At 39.8% G+C, this 19,952-nt stretch carries 18 protein-coding genes and 1 other annotated feature; of the genes, 6 read left to right on the top strand and 12 right to left on the bottom strand.

The window, feature by feature from the left end; translation table 11 throughout:
- Positions 1–358: 358 nt before the first annotated feature.
- From Ana3638_RS26100 to Ana3638_RS06920, 3 genes are all read left to right on the top strand, one after another.
- On the top strand, positions 359–835 hold the full coding sequence (locus tag Ana3638_RS26100; RefSeq protein ID WP_330587910.1) for a cation-transporting P-type ATPase: 477 nt from the start codon (positions 359–361) through the stop codon (positions 833–835).
- Positions 772–3,027, top strand: coding sequence for a cation-translocating P-type ATPase (locus tag Ana3638_RS06925; RefSeq protein WP_330587909.1), 2,256 nt, complete (start codon positions 772–774; stop codon positions 3,025–3,027). The genes Ana3638_RS26100 and Ana3638_RS06925 overlap by 64 nt, the downstream gene beginning before the upstream one ends.
- Before the next feature lie 110 nt (positions 3,028–3,137).
- Positions 3,138–4,163, top strand: a complete 1,026-nt coding sequence (locus Ana3638_RS06920) for a DUF2804 domain-containing protein (RefSeq protein WP_161837371.1) — start codon at positions 3,138–3,140, stop codon at positions 4,161–4,163.
- 13 nt (positions 4,164–4,176) lie between these two features.
- Here Ana3638_RS06920 and Ana3638_RS06915 read toward each other — a convergent pair whose 3' ends face one another.
- Both Ana3638_RS06915 and Ana3638_RS06910 read right to left on the bottom strand, forming a co-directional pair.
- The gene (locus Ana3638_RS06915) at positions 4,177–5,274 is read right to left on the bottom strand and encodes an ArsR/SmtB family transcription factor (RefSeq protein ID WP_161837370.1); all 1,098 of its coding nucleotides are present in this window, start codon (positions 5,272–5,274) and stop codon (positions 4,177–4,179) included.
- A gap of 18 nt (positions 5,275–5,292) precedes the next feature.
- On the bottom strand, positions 5,293–6,558 hold the full coding sequence (locus Ana3638_RS06910) for an MFS transporter (protein WP_161837369.1): 1,266 nt from the start codon (positions 6,556–6,558) through the stop codon (positions 5,293–5,295).
- A 156-nt stretch (positions 6,559–6,714) separates the two neighbouring features.
- On the opposite strand from Ana3638_RS06910, the gene Ana3638_RS06905 reads away from it, so the two are divergent.
- Positions 6,715–6,966, top strand: coding sequence for a hypothetical protein (locus tag Ana3638_RS06905; RefSeq protein ID WP_161837368.1), 252 nt, complete (start codon positions 6,715–6,717; stop codon positions 6,964–6,966).
- A gap of 45 nt (positions 6,967–7,011) precedes the next feature.
- On the opposite strand, the gene Ana3638_RS06900 is transcribed toward Ana3638_RS06905, so the two are convergent.
- The 6 genes from Ana3638_RS06900 to Ana3638_RS06875 all read right to left on the bottom strand — a co-directional run bounded on the left by Ana3638_RS06900 (position 7,012) and on the right by Ana3638_RS06875 (position 13,047).
- Entirely contained in the window at positions 7,012–7,995 is a 984-nt protein-coding gene (locus tag Ana3638_RS06900; protein ID WP_161837367.1) for an ABC transporter ATP-binding protein, read from the bottom strand.
- Complete coding sequence (locus Ana3638_RS06895; RefSeq protein WP_161837366.1) at positions 7,971–8,966, bottom strand: ABC transporter ATP-binding protein; 996 nt, start codon at positions 8,964–8,966, stop codon at positions 7,971–7,973. Before Ana3638_RS06895 ends, Ana3638_RS06900 begins: the two co-directional genes overlap by 25 nt.
- Positions 8,967–9,044: 78 nt before the next feature.
- Complete coding sequence (locus tag Ana3638_RS06890; RefSeq protein ID WP_246240851.1) at positions 9,045–9,893, bottom strand: ABC transporter permease; 849 nt, start codon at positions 9,891–9,893, stop codon at positions 9,045–9,047.
- A 21-nt stretch (positions 9,894–9,914) separates the two neighbouring features.
- Positions 9,915–10,922, bottom strand: a complete 1,008-nt coding sequence (locus Ana3638_RS06885) for an ABC transporter permease (RefSeq protein ID WP_246240849.1) — start codon at positions 10,920–10,922, stop codon at positions 9,915–9,917.
- 104 nt (positions 10,923–11,026) lie between these two features.
- Positions 11,027–11,557 (bottom strand): periplasmic substrate-binding domain-containing protein, encoded by a 531-nt coding sequence (locus tag Ana3638_RS06880; protein ID WP_161837364.1) that lies wholly within the window; start codon positions 11,555–11,557, stop codon positions 11,027–11,029.
- Entirely contained in the window at positions 11,554–13,047 is a 1,494-nt protein-coding gene (locus tag Ana3638_RS06875; RefSeq protein ID WP_161837363.1) for an ABC transporter substrate-binding protein, read from the bottom strand. The genes Ana3638_RS06880 and Ana3638_RS06875 overlap by 4 nt, the downstream gene beginning before the upstream one ends.
- A 588-nt stretch (positions 13,048–13,635) precedes the next feature.
- Positions 13,636–13,688: a sequence feature (sodium ion sensor (DUF1646 type); this cis-regulatory element may regulate processes involved in with the transportation of sodium ions), on the top strand.
- A 166-nt stretch (positions 13,689–13,854) separates the two neighbouring features.
- Between Ana3638_RS06875 and Ana3638_RS06870 the strand changes: the two genes are divergently transcribed.
- Together Ana3638_RS06870 and Ana3638_RS06865 are read left to right on the top strand one after the other, a co-directional pair.
- A complete protein-coding gene (locus Ana3638_RS06870) occupies positions 13,855–14,007 on the top strand; it encodes an OadG family protein (RefSeq protein ID WP_161837362.1) in 153 nt (50 codons plus the stop codon).
- Positions 14,008–14,054: 47 nt separating this feature from the next.
- Complete coding sequence (locus tag Ana3638_RS06865; RefSeq protein WP_334297133.1) at positions 14,055–15,194, top strand: sodium ion-translocating decarboxylase subunit beta; 1,140 nt, start codon at positions 14,055–14,057, stop codon at positions 15,192–15,194.
- Between the two features lie 229 nt (positions 15,195–15,423).
- Here the strand turns inward: Ana3638_RS06865 and pdaA are convergent, their stop codons facing one another.
- The 4 genes from pdaA to Ana3638_RS06845 form a co-directional block, all read right to left on the bottom strand.
- Positions 15,424–16,242: a delta-lactam-biosynthetic de-N-acetylase gene (pdaA, locus tag Ana3638_RS06860; RefSeq protein WP_161837361.1), complete on the bottom strand. Its 819-nt coding sequence runs from the start codon at positions 16,240–16,242 to the stop codon at positions 15,424–15,426.
- Between the two features lie 174 nt (positions 16,243–16,416).
- Positions 16,417–18,015 carry an ABC transporter permease gene (locus Ana3638_RS06855; RefSeq protein ID WP_161837360.1) on the bottom strand — a complete coding sequence of 533 codons (1,599 nt, stop codon included), beginning with the start codon at positions 18,013–18,015 and terminating at the stop codon, positions 16,417–16,419.
- Position 18,016: 1 nt separating this feature from the next.
- Positions 18,017–18,943 carry an ABC transporter ATP-binding protein gene (locus Ana3638_RS06850; protein WP_330587908.1) on the bottom strand — a complete coding sequence of 309 codons (927 nt, stop codon included), beginning with the start codon at positions 18,941–18,943 and terminating at the stop codon, positions 18,017–18,019.
- A gap of 230 nt (positions 18,944–19,173) precedes the next feature.
- Positions 19,174–19,797, bottom strand: coding sequence for a TetR/AcrR family transcriptional regulator (locus tag Ana3638_RS06845; protein WP_161837359.1), 624 nt, complete (start codon positions 19,795–19,797; stop codon positions 19,174–19,176).
- Between the last annotated feature and the right edge of the window lie 155 nt (positions 19,798–19,952).

Raw genomic sequence — 19,952 nt, 5'->3', positions numbered from 1 at the left:
GCATTCCTTTCACTGATTATTTTCTTCCAACTTTTCTGACATGCCATTGCGGCATGCCTCCAACTTATTGCCACACATTTTCTTTATTGAACATATGAGCAATTGTTCATATGTTGTATTATTATTTTATTACCAATTTCTTCTTTTGTCAACTGGAATTTAGTTAAATTATAAATATAATCGGTAATAAAAATATACTTTACAGGAAAACCATGGCTTAATTCCCAAAATTAATCAAATTTTAATTTTACTCATCAGAGAATATATAGTACAATGAAATCCCAAAGTATAAAATTGTAAATTTTAGAAAACATAGTATGAGGCAGTCCATATCAATTTAATGAAAGAGGTGTATAAAATGTGGTTTTCAAAACCCACGGATGAAATTTGTAAAGAGTTAAATGTTAACCCATTAACCGGCCTTACCAGTGAAGAAGCCAGAATGCGGCTTGATAAGTACGGTATGAATAAGCTGGAGGGAAAACCTACGAAGAGTCTGATTTTCTTATTTCTGGCACAGCTGAAAGATATGCTGATCTATGTACTTCTGGGTGCTGCTGTAATTACACTGTTTATCGGTGAATATGTTGATGCCGTAATTATTATTTTGGTTGTTATTTTAAACGCAGTGATTGGTGTAGTCCAGGAAGCAAAAGCAGAAAAAGCCGTGGAAGCCCTAAAACAGATGACTACACCAAGATCCTTAGTACGACGTGACGCTGAAGTAAAGGAGATCAATTCAGAAGAGGTAGTCCCCGGGATATTATTATATTGGATGCGGGACGTTTCGTGCCTGCTGATTTACGTTTGGTGGAAAGCGCTAATCTTCAAATAGAAGAATCTGCCCTGACGGGTGAATCCGTACCGTCTGCCAAGGATGCCTTAAAAATTTTGGAAGATCCCAAGACACCCATTGGTGATAAGGTAAATATGGCATTTGCATCCACTCTGGCTACCTACGGCAGAGGTGAGGGTATTGTCGTTGCTACCGCTATGGATACGGAAATCGGTAAAATAGCTAAAATTCTAGAAGAAGATAATAATGAAATGACACCACTTCAGAAAAGACTGGATGAACTTGGAAGAATTCTGGGGTTTATTGCCATCGGCATTTGTGCGGTTATCTTTATCATAGCTATGATCCAAAGAAGAGATTTATTTGAAATGTTTTTAACTGCCATCAGTTTAGCCGTTGCTGCTATTCCCGAGGGTCTGGCTGCTATTGTTGCCATCGTGCTGGCTCTGGGTGTAACCAGAATGTCTAAAATCAATGCAATTGTTAAGAAATTACCGGCAGTTGAGACTCTTGGCTCTGTAAATATCATCTGCTCAGATAAAACAGGAACCCTTACCCAGAATAAAATGACTGTGGTAAAGCAATATACTCTTCATAATTTAAAAGATATTCCCTTAGACGATTTCAATACCATACAAGCCTCAGGGGATGAGGCTGAATTAGTGAAATCTCTTGTTTTATGCTCTGATGCAACTTATGAGAATGGTCAGGGAACGGGAGACCCTACGGAAGTAGCCCTTATTATTTTAGGTGATCGTTTTGGTCTTTCTAAAGCCGGATTAAATGCAGAACATAAAAGAATATCGGAGAAACCTTTTGATTCCGACCGAAAATTAATGTCAACCTTAAATCAGGAGGGAAATGGTTACCGTGTTCATACAAAAGGTGCTATCGATAATTTATTAAGTATATCTGCTTCCGCTCTGGCAGACGGTAAGATAATTCCCCTGACAGAAGAATTAAAAGCAGATTATTTAAAAATCACGGAAGAGATGTCTGATTCGGCTCTGCGGGTACTTGGCGTTGCCTTTAAAGATACAGACCAGGTCATTGACCCAGCGGCCATGGAAAAAGACTTAACCATCATCGGCTTAGTCGGTATGATTGACCCTCCCCGGCTTGAAGTAAAGGATTCCATTAATGAAGCCAAATCTGCCGGAATTACACCGATTATGATTACCGGGGATCACAAAAATACTGCAGTTGCCATAGCGAAAGAGCTGGGAATAGCCCAGTCCATAGGCCAAAGTATTACAGGTGCTGAAATTGATGGTTTTTCGGATGAAGAGTTTTCTAATAAAATTAATGATTACCGGGTATTTGCCAGGGTTTCTCCCGAGCATAAAGTTAAAATTGTCAGGGCTTTTAAATCACATGGGAATATTGTATCCATGACCGGTGACGGTGTAAATGATGCCCCCTCCCTAAAATATGCGGATATCGGCGTTGCTATGGGTATTACCGGTACGGATGTCGCCAAGGGTGCCAGTGATATGATTTTAACCGATGACAACTTCACCACCATTGTTAATGCCATTGAAGAAGGAAGAAATATTTATAATAATATTAAGAAAGCCGTTATTTTCCTGCTTTCCTGTAATTTAGGAGAAGTGGTTACTATCTTAGCTTCCATTCTATTTTTCTGGCCGGTTCCATTGATGCCCACTCAGATTCTTTGGATTAATCTGATTACCGACTCCTTACCGGCAATTGCACTTGGTATAGATCCGGGAGATAAAGATGTTATGAAGAAAAAGCCAAGAGATCCGAGGGAAAGCTTTTTTGCGGGCGGCGCCGGACTTCGTGCTGTTGTTGGCGGCCTTTTAATTGGTATCTTAACTTTAGCAGCATTCTATTTCGGTCTTGCAGAACATGGATACAGCCTGGGAGCGGAAAATATACCGGAGGAAGTATTGATTTATGCCAGAACTATGGCTTTTGTTGTACTTGCAGCGTCACAATTATTTTACTCTTTAACAATTCGGAATGCTACAAAGTCCATATTCCAGGTAGGCTTATTCTCCAACAGATATCTGATCGGTTCCATAATCGTTGGTATCATTCTTCAATTAGGGGTAATCTCCATACCGTTCCTGGCTTTGGCTTTTAAAGTGCACAATTTAAGCTTAAGAGATTGGGGGATTGTTATATTATTTGCATTAGTGCCCCTTGTAGTTAATGAAATAATTAAACTATTTGCAAGAACTACTGAAAGAAATAAACAAGAGTAATGAATGTTTTTCCAATGTCATAAATTTTAAGATTACAGTAGATACCCTGTTCTGTATTTTTTTCTAACTTAATAACATATAGTATAGAATTTAGAATTCGGGGTTTTAGAATGCAGCAGAAAATTACTGAACCGTCTGATTTGTTAAATGAACACGGAGAATTAATCCAAACAGGATATGCCACAACACCACTTTTAAAATATAACAGAAAAGCGGCAGTACAAAAGAGGCGTCTGAAAGAATGGGATTACTACCTGATAAATAACGAATCATATGCTTTTGCATTGACGGTAGGATACACCATGGGTTATATACTGATTAGCATATCTATTATAGATCTTATCAAGCGAACGGAACAATCGAAAAGTGTTATAAAGCATGTACGTAATTGGAACTTGCCGGAATCTTCACAAATTGGTGATATTATTTATAAAGATATACGAACAGATTTAAAAATCATCCATAAGGGTGCGGATCGGGAAATCTTTCTGTATCTGGATGATTTTTTACCTGATTCGGCTCTGACGGCTTCCTTTCTGCTGTCTAAGGAATCGAAAGATTCCATGGTAATTGCCACACCATTTAAAGAAAATAAGAAATGTTTTTATTATAATCAAAAGATTATCGGAATGTCGGCACTAGGTTCTATCAATGTTAAAGATACAATCTATAATTTTGATTCCGGTAATTCTTTCGGTCTTTTAGATTGGGGCAGAGGGGTCTGGCCTTATAAAACCACCTGGTATTGGAGTTCAGCTTTCGGTTTTATTTTAGACAATACCTTTGGTTTTAATCTGGGTTACGGTTTTGGAGATACGGATAATGCTACGGAAAATATGTTATTTTTTAATGGGATTGCAAATAAACTTGATCGTGTAAACTTTGGGATTCCAAAAAAATTCAAAAATAAATATGACTATATGGAACCCTGGAATTTCACTTCTTCGGATAATCGGATTACTATGACTTTTGAGCCGATATTCGACCGGAATTTTACCTTAAATGCCGTCTTTTTGTCAACCAGCCAGCATCAGGTATTCGGAAGATTCAGCGGTACGGCTGTTCTGGATGATGGCCGTACCGTTTACTTGAAAAACTTTATGGGATTTGCGGAGAGAGTGGTAAACCGGTGGTAATTTTTAAGCTGTATTAAAGAAGCATCAAACGGATATCCTCCAGTAATTTATTAAGGGTATCTTTATTTATACTGTAATATATTTTATTAGCATCTTTCTCAAGTTTTAACAAATTAGCTGTTATCAGGCTGTTCATATGATAAGATATTGTTGAGGTGGATAGATTAAGGGCATTTGCAATTTCAAATCCATAAGCCGGTTTGTCTTTTATATATTTTAGTATTTCAAATTTACTTTTATCACTTAGAAGTTTCAGTGCATTATTTAATTTTTCACTGTTAACTTCTGCTGGTTTATAATATAAATTGGAATCTAATATGACTCCTAGCCTGATAACATCCGGCTTATTCTCTTCCTCATCCTTAATACTGAATGAAATTGACTGTGGTAAAAATATGGTCGGTAAGATGTAAGTGCCCGCTTCATTGTATTTCCATCTTATGTTCGTATAATCCTGCAGTTCTTTTAACAGGTCGGCTCCGGAAATATAATTAGTCCAATATTCATAGAATTCCTTCTCCAGTACCTTTACTTCGTTCCGGCATTCCTGAAGTAATTGGATTATCTTCTGAAGTATAATACAGACTTCTTCAATATGTTTATCACGTTCCAGATATACCTGAACTATCTTCCATTTATCTTCAGCGGCTAAATCTGCTGTATCCATGCTCCGCATTAAATCTTCAAAAGATTCCGCTTTTCTTTCTTCTCCTGATTCTCCTATACTGCAGTATTGGGACAATATATCATCAAATTCCTTAATAATCTGAGAACCGCTTTTACCTTTGGCATCTTCTTCATATTCCTTTAAGGTAGTGTATTGTACGGAGGTATATATCGGTAAAAGATAATTCGATATACTCATTTTTGAATCACCAAGTTCTTTAAAATAAAAGTCAAGTTTGCCTTTATCAAACCTTATATTTTCTGTTACATAATGATAAATCTTAAGTATAAGCTCATATCTTTCATTATAAACTTCTTCACTATAATCGAATTTGCCGAAACCGTTCTGTTTCATCTCTTCATAGGAAATAGAATTGGCATAATGAAATAATAAATTATTTGCTTCTTCCACATAGTTTATTTCTTTATTAATAGTAACCTGCAAATTAACACTTCCTTTCTTCTACTCAAACCTTACTTTTTTTAAATAAAGAAAGATAAAAAATACCATACCCAGTCCGCCGATGGCATAAAAGATAACTGATAATGTTATAATTTTGGTGAGAATACTTATCAAAAAGGAAACAATTGGTATTGCACCCACACAGCCGGAGCTCATAATAGCTCCCACTCTTGCTAAATATTCAGTATCTACCTGCTTCATAAATTGTACATTCAGGGCGGAAATCAGCAATGATAAAGCACACCCCGTAATCAGGGATGTAGTACCGCATAAACCATACACTATTAACCTATAGGAACTTAAATAACCGCATAAGACAAGAATTATATAATATAAGCTTAGTAATACACCCCCAACAAAAATAATGGTTCTGGTATTTAATTTTTTGGCTGCATAAGGATAAAGAGCTGAACCGATCCCTAATCCTGCCGTCAAACAAAAAGAGAGAACCGAAAGCATTAATTCTCCCTGCATTAATATATCTTTAATCAACGGCGCCTGTAAGGAATTAAGAGGAACTAAGATTGCATTTGCAACCATGGCCAGTAATACAAAATTGAAAATAACAGAATTCCTTTTTAAATAAATAATTCCGCCTTTTAAAGTATCAAGATATTCTTTAAAATTTATCTTTTGCTTCGTATTTTTATCTTCACCCGTATTAATGAATAATATTATAAGCGCTGATCCCCAAAATGTAAATGCGTCAATTAAGATTGCCGTATGGATCCCAAAAAGGGCAATAATACCTCCGGCTAATGCGAGGCCTGCCAATTCTATGGCATTGGTTAAAGTAGAATTTAGTGATAAACCGAAATCATAACATTCTTTCTCCAGTATCTTGGGTAAGACAGCCGTACCTGCCGGCCCTCTGAAAGCCTCCGCACTTGATATTACTAAGGTAAAGGAAAGGAGTATCCAGGGATTTAATAGTTGCAGCAAAAATAATACTGCTACCAGACTTACACTTACTCCCCTTATTATATCAGTTAAAACCATAACGGTCTTTTTATTCCAGTTCTCTACCATTGCTCCGGCAAATGGCTGCAGAAAAATTGTGGGTACCCGGTTAATACCAAATATAATTGCAGACCAGGCAGCACTTCCTGTTAAGGAATAGACCAACCAGGTAAAAGCTATATAATCAATAGAATCTCCAAACCGGTTAATCACATTTGCAAAAATAAGTTTCATATATTCTTTTTGCCGAAATACATCTCTGTAGCCAATAGTCATACCATTTTTTGTACAATTTTCATCACTCATATACGATATAATCCCCCTGATTTAATATTTATAAAGCGTATTATTTACCATATTTTAACATCTACTTCGAGTGATGTCAATTATAATATTCGATATAAATAAAACATTATCACAATAAGATTTCGTTTCCATAGAACAGTATAGTTGCGATACCTCATGGCAGCCGGTAAAAACAACAAAATACCTGACCGTGGTAAATTTGTTTTATACTTTAAAAATAACAAGGGGCTGTTGCAAAATTCAAAATATAACTTCCTTGTGGGAGAATATGCTTTATATTTCGCAGATATTTTGTTGAAAGTATGTGCGAATGGCTCCAAGAAAGAGAATGGAGCCGTTTATTCGCGCGACTTGAAGCAAAATGGGGGAAATATAAAGCATATTCTAGACACAAGTTTAGTAAATTGACTATTTTGCAACAGCCCCATTGTTATTTCACATAGGCAGAACAAATTATGAACCTTCCTTTTCATTTAACGGGTGGAAGCACAGTACTTTCCGCCCGTTTACCGCCACTTTCATCTCCGGCCTGGATTTCCTGCATTCCTCCGTAGCATAAGGGCAACGGGGAGCAAATTTGCAATAGGTAATCGCATACTCTTTATCTTCTGTATCCGGCATTACTAATTCCTGATTCCATTTTTCTCCTACTCTTGGCACTGCATTCATCAAAAGCTCCGTATACGGATGTGACGGGTCGTCCATGATTTCTTTTGCCTGGCCGTATTCTATCAGGCAGCCTCTGTATAAAGTTGCTATATAATCCGATACATAATAAGCAGTTGAAAGATCATGGGTAACATAGATAAAAGAAACATTGTACTTATCTTTCAACTCTTTAAACAGATTTACAATATTCATTTTCATAGATGCATCAATAGCAGCAACCGGTTCATCGGCTATAATTAACTTAGGTCTGGTAATAAGTGCTCTGGCTATGGATACCCTTTGCAGCTCGCCGCCTGAAAACTGGGCTGGGTATTTGCCCTTTATTACTTCAAATGACATCCCTACACTTTTTAGTGTTTCATCAACTAATTTTTCAGCTTCTTTGTAACTTTTAGCAATTTTCAATCGAAGTGCGGTATTAAACAGATAAGTATCCACTGTTTTGCGCATGGAAAAAGCTTCATAGGGATTCTGAAATATCGGTTGTACGTCCAGCCTGAACCTAAAAGGATCGTACCCTTTATGATCTTTATACGATCTGCCGTTAAGCACGATATCACCCTGATCGGGGTCATGCAGGCGCAGAATCATCTTACATAAAGTGGACTTGCCACAGCCGGACTCACCTACTATGGAAAGGATAACCGGCTTACCGGCATCGATATCAAAACTGACATCATCCACCGCAGTAAGTTTCTTTTTGCTGAGCATTCCACCAATCCGGAAGAATTTACTGGCCTTTTTTATTTCGAGTAATTTTTCTGACATCTACACTCCCCTCTGTTTAGTAAATGACAGGCTGCGAAACGCCCTTTCTCTACTTCACGAAACTTTGGTACCGATTTTTTGCATTCTTCGGCTGTTTTTGGACAACGGGGCGCAAACCTGCAACCCGGAGGCGGATTGGTAAGTGCAGGCGGCCTTCCCGGTATACCTGTTTTCTGACTCTTGTCACCTACTCGCGGCAGCGCACCTACCAGCATCCTTGTATACGGATGTATCGGTTTTTCAAAAATATCTTCTGTTTTACCCAGCTCAACCATACTTCCTGAGTACATAATACCCATACGGTCTGTGATTTGATAATGAACACCCATATCATGGCTTACGATTACCATGGTGTTCTTTAACTGCTTTTGAAGAGACATGAGCATCATAAGTATTCCTCGCTGCACGACTACGTCAAGAGCAGTAGTCGGTTCATCTGCCAGAACTACATTAGGTGACATAAAGGTAGCCAATGCGATAATAACACGCTGCCTCATACCTCCTGAGAGTTGGAAAGGATATGCATTCAGCAAATCCGGAGAAAGACTGAGCTCTTCCAGATAGTTCGAAATCCGCTTCATTGTTATTGCTTTTGGTTCTTTCGTAATATTGGCTTTCGGAATGGAATCCAGAAACTGTTTCTTTACCGGAACGATTGGATTTAATACACTCTGTGCTGCCTGGGGCACATAAGAAATATGATTCCACCAGGTATTTCTGATCTGGCCTGTTTCAAATGAAAATGCCTGCCCGTTTTTCTCACCGCTAAGGATAAGTTTACCCGAATCTACAACCAAAGGAAAATCCAGTATATCATACAGTGCTTTTAAAAGTGTCGTCTTACCGCAGCCTGATTCACCGGCTATTCCGAAAATTTCATTATCATATATTTCAAAATCCACATCGTTAATTACATGAACGGGTCCGTCTATCGTTGTATACGAGGTGGATAAATGGTCTATTTTTATCATCTTAACCTCTTTCCTGAATTTCCAATTTAATATTATTGGATATTCATTAATCCGTTGCTTTTTACAAGACTATTCATGCTACCTTCCTCTCTTCCTTGATAAATAATCATTATAGCCTGTTATGAGGAGAAACAATCCGATAAACATTACGGCCGTAGCTACGATGGGAGAGCCTATCCAGAACCACTGCTTCGTAAAGATAGCGTTACGGTCTCTTGCCCATTGAATCATATTTCCTAAGGAGATCAGATTTCCGGGTGACAGTCCCAGCACAGCAAGGCTTGATTCGGAAGCTATGGCAGCCAGAGTAGCATTCATGAAGTTGGAGAGTGACCATGTAAGAGCATACGGAAGTATTTCTGTTACGACGACCTGAACGGTACCCTCACCTGAAAACCATGCCGTATGGATAAAATCCCTCTCACGCATGGAAAGAGCCATGGAACGGATCTGACGGCTCGGCCAGGCCCAGGCGAACATAGCCAGTACCAGTGCCATTATAAAAACCGTAGAAGTTCCTTTCATAAATGAGGTCATCAATATGAGGATCGGAAGGGATGGTATTACAATAAATGTATCGGTTACAACAGTAAGTACCCGATCCAGCCATCCGCCTGAAAATCCGGCCAGAAGCCCTATAAAGACACCCGCAACCGTACCAATGGTAGCCACGATCAGCCCGATAAGGAGTGAATTATGTATCGCCTCAATGAGCAGCCATAAAACATCCTGCCCCATACTCGTAGTCCCAAGCCAATGTTCGGAGGTAGGTTCTAACTTACTGGGATAAGAATTAAAGGTAAACGGATTGATATGCGGTAAAAAGTATATAATGAAACCAATAACAACAAAAAATACCGTCATTAGCAGACCTATTTTTAAGCTGATACTTGAATTTTTCCAAAATTTTTTCAAAATTCTTTTCACAGATTATTCCACCTCTTTCTCTTAGCTGTACCTGATACGTGGATCGATAAATGGGTATATCAGGTCCACAATCAATGTTGCTGTAGATATTGCTACAATAGAAATTGTGATACATCCAAGTATCATGTTATAGTCTGACATCAGGATAGCCTTTTGTACCAGGGAACCAACACCCGGATAACCGAATACAATTTCTGTCATAATAGAACCGCCGAATACGCCGCCAAGACTCATTGCCAAAGCGGTAACCTGAGTCAGAATGGAATTTCTGAATACGTAAGCGGTGCCGATGGTTCCCTCTGGAAGTCCTCTGTAACGGGCGAAGAGAACAAAATCTTCTTCTGAGGTTGTACCTGCTAGGGATTTCATGGATATGATCCACCAGCCAGTCCCTACTAACAGCATGGCAAAAGCCGGAAGAATCGATGCTTTAAGGAGAGATGCGAACAAAACTGCAAAATTACCCTGCGTGTTTATCGTAGCCTGAATCGGAAACCATCCCAAAACGAATGCAAATACAATCTGCAGTACCAGGGCTATAATAAAATAGGGAACAGGGTAAATACATATGGCTACTCCCTCCAGAATCTTGGATGAAATTTTATTTTTTCTAAAACCGGCAAGAAGTCCGATGATATTACCTATGATCCAGGCAATGACGGTCGTTGTCAGTGAGAGAAAAAGCGTATAAGGCAGATACATACCGATAATCTGGCCTACGGGAGTAGGATAACTCATCAGGGAAGGGCCAAAATTAAAATGTAATAACCCGTTCCACAGGAAAGTACCATATTGTGTAAGTAAAGAACCCTCAAGACCAAACTGAACCCTGAGCTGTGACCGAAGCGCATCCATTTGTGCAGGATCCATCTGACCGGAACGGGACTGAATCTGACCAATCATGTTCTCAACCGGATCGGAAGGAAACATTCTAGGTATAAAAAATATAAAGGTAATACCAATCCAAACAGTTAATAAATAAGTTAAAAATCTTAGACCGAAATATTTACGAAACTTCAACTGCTTCACTCCTTTTTTGTAAATTCGTGATGATTTTTCCTTAATGTTATTACTGCCCGGTGAAGCCACCAGGCAGTAACAAATACTATATTACAGTAACCGAACCTTTTATTTTACTGAACCGGTGAAATCTCTGTCAGTATATATTTAAAGCAGCTCCACCACCACCACGGACCATTATAAGGATTTTCTGAATTTGGATAGTTATTCCAGTATGTGCTGTTGGTCGGAACGAACTTAACACCTGAATGGAAGCCAATAAACGGAAGTTCTTCTATGGAATTCTTGAAAAATTCCATACCTAAATCATATGCTTTCGGATCATCAGGCGAAAGTTTCGCTAGTTCATGAATAATTTTTGTAGCTTTGTCATTCTTCCAGCGAGTTCCCTGACCTGAACCTTTCTCTCCCATCGGAACGATAAGATCAGCATCCCAGCCATTGATTTGTGAATAGATATCTTTGGTTATGAAACCGGTAGGCCAGTATCCGGCAATATCATACTGTCCTGTTTGACCATTGGTATCCCATGTTGCACTGGATTCACTAACAAGATTGATTTTGAAACCAAATTTTGTAAGCTGGTCGAAAGCCGCCTGAACACCACGTCCTGTCTGAGCTTCCGTATCTGCTAAATATGTCATGTTGAATGTGAAAGGTTTACCATTAAAATACCAGCCGTCATCTTTTTCTCAAGACCTGCTTTAATAAACAGTTTCTCAGCTGCAGCAGGATCGTATTTCCAGCAGCCTACACCAAACATATCGATAAGAGCATCATGATCCGTTGGGATATCATAACCTTTATCCCTGAGAACACCGGCGATTCTTTCTGCATAACCATCATCGAAAGGTTTCACTGTAGTCCCATCACCTAAATCAAGTGAGAAATCTTTCAGCCATGGAAGCAGAGGTTTTACATACAATTCCTGACATGCACTTGTGTTTGTAAGCATCGGGAACGGTGACGCACGGCCGACACCGTTAAATATGTTCTGTGAGATCTCATCAAAATTCATAGCAAGTGCAATACCCCAACGGAAATCTTTATTATCAAAAGGAGCGCCTTTACCCATGGAGAAAGCCAAACCTTTTGAGCAGGGGTCATCACTGGTAGCATATGGGAAGCCCTTATACCAGCATGCGATATTCGGGTTCTGTGCAGTCATAACCTCTAACATTTCCGGTGTAACTTCGCAAAGGATATCAACTTCGTTATTAATAAGGCTCATCTGGCGGGTAGTATCATCGCCAAGATTTCTGAACCATACGTATTTAGCCTTAGGCTCTTTTCCTGTTACCACACCTATTGTACTGTTCTTCCAGTCTTCACGGCGTTCATACAGAACCCATTTTCCTAACTCGTCATAAGCCTTTACGGTATATGGACCGGCAACAACAGGAGCTGAATCCTTAAACTGAGTAACATCAGCCTGTTTTGAGTAGATGTGTTCCGGAACGATTCTTAAATCATTACCCCAGATAGTAACGCCAAATCGCTGTGCCAAACGAGGGAAAGACTCCTTCGTAACAAACTTAACGGTATAATCGTCTACTTTCTCAACAGATTTAAATACCTGATTGTAATAAGCATTCTGAGTGATCCCAGGGTTGGTCATTATCATGTTAACTGTAAATACAACATCGCCGGCAGTTAAATCCTCACCGTCAGACCATTTAATACCTTGACGAATCTTAACCGTATGCTCTGTAAAATCAGCATTTGATTCCGGCATACCATCTGCAACTTCGCCGAACTGTTCACCTTTGACAGTATCGATTTCCCACATCATCGCAGACATAAGCTGATGAATACCAAATCCCATGGTAGTTCCCTGCATATAGGAATTAAACTGTCCTGGTGTGTCAGTAGGCGACTGACACTCAACGATAAGTGTTTCATTTCTTGGAGTACCAACCTCCGTCGTCTCTCCCGATGGCGCAGGTTCTGCCTCAGCCTTCGTTTCAGTTTCAGCCCCCGTTTCAGTATCCGTTACAGCCTCTGCTTTTTCCGTCGTTTGAGCAGTCTCCGTCCCGGTTGTCGTGTTCTTAGGACCCTTGCAGCCTGTAAGCATGGTAACCATAAGAACGAAAACTACAGCGTAAGCCAGTAACCGGTGCATTACCTTTTTCATAGAAATACCTCCTTTAATTTATTTCGAATTTCCAGTTCTTAATTTCTAAGACTTTCCATTCCTTTATTTAAAAATCACCTGCATTTACGGAAATCTGCCGGCAAATCCTCTGAGATTTGCGGCAGAGCCGATAATTTAATTTTTTCGGCCTAAAGGTGATTTTAAATTTTAATGTTACCTGTTACCTTCGGTGTTCCTTCCGCCTTCCGGACACTCCTCCGGTTTCTTAAACGCAATTCCGGCTCTTTTACATATTTTTGTTAATTCTGCTATATATACCGCGAATTTTAATTGCTTCCTATACAAAATATATAAACAGTATTTATGTTTTAGAACTGCAATCCTGTATTACACAGATATTTAGTCCAAGTATTCTTTTTTCATAATATTTCAGTAATCTGCTGTAAATTTCACGCTGAAGTTTTGATTGGTCTCTATTCTAATGGTATTTATATTAGAACTCAGGCATTAAACTTTGTCGACATATGTCAATGAATGTCAATAAACGCGCATGGAGCTTACAATTAACACATATTGACAGTCGGTACTATTTATGGTATAATGTAAAAAAATATTTCGATTTTTTCCGGTTGGCAGTTTATTAAAACTGTTTCAAGTTTAGGCTTATAGGGTGGAGAGCTTCTTTATTGAAGTTCTCCTTTTTTTTGTAAAAAACCATATCTAATTGCATGTCAACTAATATATGAAATATACACACATAGGCGAATCGGAGAAAAATATTTCACACTTATCTCCGGTTTAAAATAAATTAAGACCTGACTTAACGAATGAAATGGGGTGAATGAAGTGGCTTTGTATGAGAGTATTCTTATTGCATTATTCTGCATGTCAGTGGTATTTGCCGTCTTAGGCATGCTCTGGGCTATTATTCGGATATTTTCTCTGATTATTGTAAGCATTGAGAAAAGAAATGAAAAAAGTTCAACGGATGCTTATTAAAAGAATTCACATCAAATACTATTTGTGACAAATTAAAGGAGGACTTCATTGTGTTTATTGATTCACTGGTAAAATTGTGGGAAGATTCCGGTTTTGTTGCTTTAACCTGGCAATCTCTCGTAATGATTTTTATTTCATGTGTTCTTATCTATCTGGCTATTGGTAAAAAATTTGAACCGCTTCTGCTGTTACCAATCGCTTTTGGTATGCTCTTAGCGAATCTGCCATTAACAGGCCTTATGGCTGAACCCGCAAGTTCAAAAGAAGCAGGCGGACTTTTGTATTATCTGTATATGGGAGTTAAAAAGGGAATTTATCCATCCTTGATATTTTTAGGAATTGGTGCGATGACTGATTTCGGTCCACTTATTGCCCGTCCAAGCAGTTTACTCATAGGAGCCGGTGCTCAGTTTGGTATTGCAGTAGCTTTCATCATAGCATCTGTTATGGGGTTCACACCCCAGGAGGCTGCCTCCATTGGTATCATCGGCGGTGCGGATGGTCCCACAGCTATTTATCTGACAACAAGGTTGGCTCCCCATCTTCTGGCATCCATAGCAGTAGCCGCTTATTCCTATATGGCATTGATTCCGTTGATTCAGCCACCGTTAATGAAATTACTTACAACGGATAAAGAACGTAAAGTGAAAATGGAACAATTAAGAAGCGTATCCAAGTTAGAAAAGATTTGTTTTCCTATTGCCGTATCAGTAATATGCATCTTGCTCCTCCCATCCGTTGCTCCGTTAATCGGTATGCTTATGTTGGGCAATCTTTTCAGGGAATCCGGAGTGGTTGAGAGATTGTCTGATACTGTACAGAATGCATTGATTAATATAGTAACCATTTTCTTAGGGGTTACCGTCGGCGCCACCGCGGTTGGTTCAGAATTTTTAAGACCTCAGACAATAGGAATTATTATTCTGGGACTTACTGCTTTTATGTTCAGTACCATTGGGGGTCTTTTAATCGGTAAATTCATGTGCTGGGTAACTAAGGGTAAGATAAATCCTCTTATCGGCTCAGCCGGAGTATCTGCCGTACCTATGGCTGCCCGCGTATCTCAGGTAGAAGGACAGAAAGCAAGTCCCGGCAATTATCTGCTTATGCATGCTATGGGCCCAAACGTAGCCGGAGTTATCGGTTCCGCTGTTGCAGCCGGTATTCTTTTATCTTTATTTAAATAATTGTTATTTTAACTGTATACTTTATCAAATAAATCTTAATTAAATTGAATCTAAATATACCTAATGAATAAAGTGCTGTTGCAATCTTCATTCTGCCAAGACACAAAATGTCATAATTCAGCAGAATCGGATTGCAGCAGCACTATTTCTATCCGTTTATTTTTCCTTTCGATTAGGCTAATTTTATTGTTCAACTCAGACCGAATTTATTGTCTGACTTGGACTTAATTCATTGTTGGACCAAATCATTTAAATTCCCGAATGTATAACCCATCTCTTCCCATTTGGTAAGTAACTCATCCAAGATTTCAGAATTTGTCTTAGATGTACTATGAAGAAGTACGATAGCACCCGGATGGATCCTTCCGCATAACTTTTTAAAGGCTTCCTCTTTCGTAGGCTGTTTATCCTGATACCAATCAACATAAGCCAGACTCCAGAAAAATGTCTTATATCCTAATTCCTGAGCCATTTTCAAATTTGATTCACTGTATTTTCCCTGAGGCGGCCTATAATATTTTATCATCTTCTGTCCGGTACAAGCCTCATATGCCGTATCCAGATCTTCCAATTCTTTACGGAAAGATTCCAAGGACGCCATACTTGACATATTGGGATGGTGATATGTATGATTCCCTACATTATGTCCTTCGTTTAGCATTCGTTTAACCAAATCCGGACTTGTATTAATATAATTACCCACTATAAAAAAGGTTGCCTTGACATTATGCTTTTTCAGGGCATCCAGGATAGCAGGCGTATATCCGTTTTCATACCCTGCATCAAAAGTTAAATAGATAACCTTTTTATTAACGTCTCCGATATAGTAGGCATCATATTTTTTCATTTCATCCGGCGTAGCATTGCCCGTAGGAGGACTTCCCTCCTTGGAGAACCCAAGTCCCCAGTTTTCTTCACTTGGCTTTAAAATATCTTTTCCATATACATCAGCTAATACAGCAGCTCCGCCGCCAAGTAAGTACGCAATGACAAATACAAAAATGGTCAGAATCACATTTTTATATTTTATCTGTTTTATCCATTTCATGAAAAACTCCATCAAATATTTATTATTATAATATATTTGATGGAGTTCCCAGTCATTCCACTAATAAATTGTCCTTTTTAATTGTTTTACTAATATCCTCTCTTCATAACCCAAAAACTGTAAGAGGAACGGATATACCTATTAAATCTGGTTTTACTTGTTTCTACTTTTATTTTACCCAATACTTCGAGACCTGAATCCAATGAACCCTAACCATGTAAGTGCTGCTGCAATAACTGTTAACACAATCAGCGGCATAACCCTAAGCTCATTGATTGGAATACTGTAATGGGCATAGGCGAAAGGCGTCCATTGCATTGCGGACCATCCGGCGATTCCGACTTCCCAAAGCATCTCGATGAAGATAAACACGCCCAATATAAACCAATTGAGAACAGACGCGATACGGGGCAGCCAGCCGTACAGCATTGCGGCAATGCCGATAATTGTCCAGACGGAAGGGATTTTTGAAAGGCTCATACCTAACACGCGGGGAAAATAACTAAACTCTCCCGCGGCGATACTCCATCCTAATCCGGAAGTCAAACCGAGGACAAGAAGTATTAATGCGCTGCCTATGAAGGCAACCATTAGATAGCTTCCCATCCATTTGACCCGGTTTACGGGTCTCGACAGTACCATCTCGGCATAATGCTCCTTTTCTTCTTTCCCCAGACGTTGTACCGCCGTGATGGCAAAGACTGATAAACCGGCCATCAGTCCCAGGATATAGATTAAAATGGCAATGAAACCTTCCTGATTGCCCAGCTTTGCCATAGCTGGTGCCCAGGAGGTGTTCATCCGGGCGAACGTGGAACTTATGGCTCCGGATATATTGGGCGTACCTGCACCCATAATCCCTCCAAGGTAAGCCATGCCGATTGCCCAGATAAGAATACTGCCTTTGTACTGCCGCCAGGCTAAAGACAACGAAGAGTTGAAACGGGGGGATGCGTCAGCTGAACCTTCTTTCTGTGGGATAAGGCCGGCACCCATGTTACGGCGTACAAGCATCATATAGGAAAGTATCATCGGCAGGGCTGAAAGCAGGATAAAAACCAACAATTTCCAGGCATGATTTTCCCCAAAGGGAACGGTGATACGAAACCATGCTTCGGGGGCAAGTAGAGCCCAACCGGTGCTGCCGCCACCCATATTATTAAGAACCATGGCAATCATACTTAATCCGTATACACTAAATACGCCCCCTCTTGCACTTCCGCTGTGCTCAAAAATCTGAGCACATAAACAGCCTATCCCAGCAAAGATACATCCGGAAGCGGTAAGCGTCAATCCTGCCAGCAGAGAACCGTTTCCTGCGAGGCCGTTGCCCAACAGGACTGCGGCAGTCAATAAGCCCGCCAGCAGGCTTCCCCCGCAAGAAAGAATCAATGCTGCAGACAGATTGGCGTATCTTCCTACCGGTCTTCCAAGAATCCATTCATTTCTTCCGGATTCTTCCTCTGTGCGGGTATGCCGAATCATTGTAAGCGCCGCTCCGAACATAACTGCTATGGAGGCTTGCAGCAGGCCCCGCCACAGGATAGCGCCCTCTATGCTTAACGGAACAATAGGCCCGAGCATAGAAGCGGTAAGGGGGCTTGCGGACAGTTCAGTGATAAGCACCTGCCAATCCGGCAGCGCTTTCACGAAAGACATCTGACCCATAATAAGAATTATGGGAAGCAAGATCCATGTAGGAAGTACTATTCGGTCTCTTCGCAGATAAAACTTAAGCAGCTTGCCTGTACCGGCAAAATGATTTCCTTTCATGTCAGTTCAACTCCTTTCTCTGGGGCTTATCTCCATAGTGGCGTTTGAACAGTTCTTCAAGAGTAGGAGGTTCCGCTATAAGCGATTTAATACCCATTGGTGCAAGCGCATTCATAACTGCATCTATGGAATCGGCATCCACCGAAAAGCTCCACTTTTCATCCATTCGTGATACGTCGTGAACCCCTTGCAGCTGATTCAGGTTTGCAGGTTTGGTTAGTTCCACGGTCACGGTTGTACGTGTCAAATGCCGCAGTTCGGTAAGGGTGCCGGACTCGACAATTTTTCCCTGCCGGATAATCCCAACCTGGTCGCAAAGTGCTTCTACCTCCGCAAGAATATGGCTGGATAGAAAAACAGTTTTTCCCTGCTTCTTTACTTCAAAGATACAATCCTGAAAAACCTGCTCCATTAACGGATCAAGGCCGCTGGTAGGCTCATCTAAAATCATCAGATCCGCGTCGGAAGCAAAAGCAGAGACCAGCGCTACCTTCTGGCGGTTTCCTTTGGAATAGCTGCGGCATTTTTTCTTTGGATCCAGCTGAAACCTGTCCAGTAATTCCTTGCGGCGGGAGGGATTAATTTTGCCGTGTAAGCGGCCCAGGAAATCAATTACCTCACCGCCGGTTAAGTTGGGCCACAAAGCCACATCCCCCGGCACATAGACAAGACGCTGATGAAGAGTCACAGCATCCTGCCACGGGTCGCCGCCAAACAGTTTTGCCTCTCCGCTGCTTTTGTGCAGCATCCCTAAAAGAATTCGGATGGTTGTAGATTTTCCTGCTCCATTGGGGCCGATAAATCCATACACCTCGCCTTGTTTTACAGTCAAATCAACTCCGCGTAAAGCCTCCTGCTTGCCATAGGACTTAGTAAGTTTTCTTGTTTCAATAACATTCTTCATAATTATACCCCTAGCATAACACATCTGCTCACAGATGTATTACAGCCACATACAATAGAATGCGGATAATACGTGCATTCTATTATCAAAAATATAAAGTGTGAAAGAATCACTATGCGGCATTCCTTTCTTTATTATATTTTCTTTCACACTAACACCCATGCTTTCCTGGCATAAATCCTGAAGAATAGCTGCTTTTGCTATTCTTCTAATGGCTCGCATTTTTTTGTGAGACTATTCACACTACCCTCCGATCATTTATAATAGGTTTTTCGCAGCTCGTTAAGATAGCCGTCAAACTCAGTACGAATTTTTTCAAAATCAAACTCCAGGATATCCGAACTCTTAAATTGCTCCAGTATTTGATTTGCATAACCACCTACTGCCCAGAAAATCAATTGCTTTGCTTTTTCCAAATCCAACCCGCTGCGGAAGCGCGATGTATCTATATCACCATAAAACCGTTCAAAACTTCTGGTTTCCACCATTTTACGCCTTTTTACCAAGTCATCCTTCACTAATTCGGAATCGGTAAAAACAGCAACTCTTATAAAATCAAAAATCCACGGGTATTTTTGCATTACTTGAATTTTTAACAGACAAGTCTGCCGCAAACGCTCAAAAATATCCTTTTCATTTATATCGATCCGGTCGAAATATTCTCTTCCCAAAACGTCCAAGCAATAATCGTAAAGGAAAAGGAAAAAATCCTTTTTATTGTTGACATAATGAAACATCAATGGCTTAGAGATTCCGGACTCCTTGGCAATAACATTGGTTGACGCATCATCAAAACCTTTTTTGGCAAATTCTTTAAGGGCTGCATTTAGAACAACATCCCGTCTTTCAGGCTCTAAACCCATAAATTTAGAAAACATAATATTTACCCCTTTTATCCTTTCTATCTTTTCATCTTTTCATCTTTTCATCTCTTAATCTCTTAATCTCTTAATCTTTAATTATTTACCTAACAGGTCAACAAATATATTATAACACCATTTACCTGTTAGGTCAATGTCTATAAATAAAAAAG

The sequence above is a fragment of the Anaerocolumna sedimenticola genome (assembly GCF_009931695.1).
GTDB lineage: Bacteria > Bacillota > Clostridia > Lachnospirales > Lachnospiraceae > Anaerocolumna > Anaerocolumna sedimenticola.
The sequence above is the reverse complement of the archived record's forward strand: the minus strand, read 5'-3'. Positions and strand labels throughout refer to the sequence as shown.

Coding starts and splice junctions, on each gene's coding strand:
- Ana3638_RS26100 (WP_330587910.1), top strand. CDS start 359: ATGTGGTTTTCAAAACCCACGGATGAAATTTGTAAAGAGTTAAATGTT.
- Ana3638_RS06920 (WP_161837371.1), top strand. CDS start 3,138: ATGCAGCAGAAAATTACTGAACCGTCTGATTTGTTAAATGAACACGGA.
- Ana3638_RS06910 (WP_161837369.1), bottom strand. CDS start 6,558: ATGAGTGATGAAAATTGTACAAAAAATGGTATGACTATTGGCTACAGA.
- Ana3638_RS06905 (WP_161837368.1), top strand. CDS start 6,715: ATGGCAGCCGGTAAAAACAACAAAATACCTGACCGTGGTAAATTTGTT.
- Ana3638_RS06900 (WP_161837367.1), bottom strand. CDS start 7,995: ATGTCAGAAAAATTACTCGAAATAAAAAAGGCCAGTAAATTCTTCCGG.
- Ana3638_RS06895 (WP_161837366.1), bottom strand. CDS start 8,966: ATGATAAAAATAGACCATTTATCCACCTCGTATACAACGATAGACGGA.
- Ana3638_RS06880 (WP_161837364.1), bottom strand. CDS start 11,557: ATGACATATTTAGCAGATACGGAAGCTCAGACAGGACGTGGTGTTCAG.
- Ana3638_RS06875 (WP_161837363.1), bottom strand. CDS start 13,047: ATGAAAAAGGTAATGCACCGGTTACTGGCTTACGCTGTAGTTTTCGTT.
- pdaA (WP_161837361.1), bottom strand. CDS start 16,242: ATGAAATGGATAAAACAGATAAAATATAAAAATGTGATTCTGACCATT.
- Ana3638_RS06855 (WP_161837360.1), bottom strand. CDS start 18,015: ATGAAAGGAAATCATTTTGCCGGTACAGGCAAGCTGCTTAAGTTTTAT.
- Ana3638_RS06850 (WP_330587908.1), bottom strand. CDS start 18,943: ATGTGTTATGCTAGGGGTATAATTATGAAGAATGTTATTGAAACAAGA.
- Ana3638_RS06845 (WP_161837359.1), bottom strand. CDS start 19,797: ATGTTTTCTAAATTTATGGGTTTAGAGCCTGAAAGACGGGATGTTGTT.